General features: G+C 65.1%; 2 protein-coding genes. Both read left to right on the forward strand.

Annotation, left to right across the window (positions count from 1 at the left end; genetic code table 11):
- A partial coding sequence (istA, locus tag M8C11_RS30060; RefSeq protein WP_252454801.1) for an IS21 family transposase occupies positions 1–1,324 on the forward strand: 1,324 nt, incomplete at its 5' end.
- Entirely contained in the window at positions 1,212–1,961 is a 750-nt protein-coding gene (gene istB / locus M8C11_RS30065) for an IS21-like element IS1474 family helper ATPase IstB (protein WP_003460139.1), read from the forward strand. The genes istA and istB, both read left to right, overlap by 113 nt.
- Positions 1,962–2,263: the final 302 nt, after the last annotated feature.

Genomic DNA, 2,263 nt, shown 5'->3' on the forward strand with positions numbered 1-2,263 from the left:
GTTCGTCGAGCACTACCGGCGCTACGCCCAGACGCTCAAACGTTCGATGCGTCAGCTGCACCGTGCGGGCGAGAAGCTATTCATCGACTATGCCGGGCCGACGCTGCCGGTGGTCGACCCGGCCACCGGCGAAGTGCGCCGGGCGCACATCTTCGTCGCCGCCCTGGGCGCCTCGAATTACACCTATGCCTGCGCGACGCCAGGCGAAACCCAGGTGGACTGGCTGACCTCGCTGGGCCAGGCTCTGACCTACTTTGGCGGCGTGCCGGAAATGGTTGTGCCGGACAATCCGCGCGCCCTGGTCGCCCAGCCGGATCGCTACGAGCCGGGCCTGAACCGGGCCACGCTGGAGTGCGCGCGTCATTACCAGACGGTGATCCTGCCGGCACGGCCACGCAAGCCTCAGGACAAGGCCAAGGCCGAGGTGGCGGTGCAGGTGGTCGAGCGCTGGATCATGGCGCGGCTGCGCCATCGGCAGTTCTTCAGCCTGCATGCGCTTAACCAGGCCATCGCCGAGCTGCTGGAGGATCTGAATCGGCGCCCGTTCAAGCGGCTCGATGGCTGCCGGCGCGACTGGTTCGAGCGTCTGGATCGCCCGGCCTTGCGAGCGCTGCCGGTGCATCCCTACGAGGTCGCCACCTTCAAGCGCTGCAAGGTCAGCATCGACTACCACATCGAGGTCAATGGCAGCTTCTACAGCGTGCCCTCCGCCCTGGCCCGGCAGAACGTGGACGTGCGACTGACGGCACACACCCTGGAAGTGCTGCATGGCAACCGGCGGGTGGCCAGCCACCTGCTGCTGGGGCGACGCGGCGCTTACAGTACCCAGCGCGAACACATGCCCGCAGCGCACCAGGCGCATCGTGAGTGGACGCCGCAACGCCTGCTCGACTGGGGCGAGCGGATCGGCCCCTACACGCGCCAACTGATCGATCACCAACTGACCCACAAGCCGCACCCGGAGATGGGCTACCGCGCCTGCCTCGGCCTGCTCTCGCTGGCCCGGCGCTATGGCAATGCACGCCTGGAAGCCGCTGCCGAACGTGCCGTACACCTGCGCGCCTTCACCGGGCGCAGCGTGCGCAACCTGCTCCAGCAAGGCCTGGATCAACAGCCGCTGCCCCAGCGTGCCGCCGAAACGACCTTACCCGGCGACCACGAGAACGTCCGTGGCGCCGACTACTACCAACCCCCGCAACAGGAGCTGTTCGATGATGCCGCAACACACCCTGAATCAACTGCACCAGCTACGCCTGGACGGCATGGCCCGCGCCCTGGAAGAGCAATGGACGCTGCCGGCCAGCCACAGCCTGAGCTTCGATGAACGCCTCGGCCTACTGCTCGACCGCGAACTGGCCTGGCGTGACAACCAGCGCCTGGTACGGCTGCGCAAGAAGGCCAAGCTCAAGTACGCCAACGCCTGCCTGGAAGATCTCGACCGCCGCTCCGGACGCGCCCTGGACGAGCGTCTGATCGCCACCCTGGCCAGTGGCGACTGGATCCGCCAGCAGCACAACCTGCTGCTGACCGGCCCGACCGGTGCCGGCAAAACCTGGCTGGCCTGCGCCCTGGGCAACCAGGCCTGCCGCCAGGGCTATAGCACCCTGTACCTGCGCACCCCGCGCCTGCTGGAACAACTGCGCATCGCTCATGGCGACGGCAGCTTCGGCCGTACCCTGCAACAGCTGGCAAAGGTCGACGTCCTGGTGCTGGACGACTGGGCGCTAGCCCCGCTGGAGGAAGGAGCCCGGCATGACCTGCTGGAGGTGATCGACGACCGCGCTGGCAGCCGCTCCACCATCCTGACGAGCCAACTGCCCATCGAGCACTGGCACGGCTGGATCAACGACCCGACCCTGGCCGATGCCATCCTCGACCGCCTGGTGCACAACGCCTACCGACTGACGATGAAAGGCGAGTCGCTGCGCCGAAAAAAAGCCGAGGAACAAGCCGCATCGTGACCGATGCGATTACAATCCAGAACCCGCGCAACCGGGGTGGAAGCACCGGTCACGTATTAGCGAAACGCTCGGTCACGTTCACCGAAATCCGCATCACATGTGACCTAAAGGGGGTATTGGCTCCCGAAAGCCCTGTATCTGCGGCATCTCGCACTGGCTATAGGGATGGTCACAGGTGACCTATTTGGCGGGCAGAAGGGATTTTAGGTCACCTAAGACCTATATGGGTGTGGGTTGGTGTTGAGTGGTGGGTCACTTCTGACTATCATTGTCTTATCGTTCGACTTTCGTTGATGTATAGT

Source organism: Micromonospora sp. CPM1 (assembly GCF_023896895.1).
Classification (GTDB): domain Bacteria; phylum Actinomycetota; class Actinomycetes; order Mycobacteriales; family Micromonosporaceae; genus Micromonospora; species Micromonospora tulbaghiae.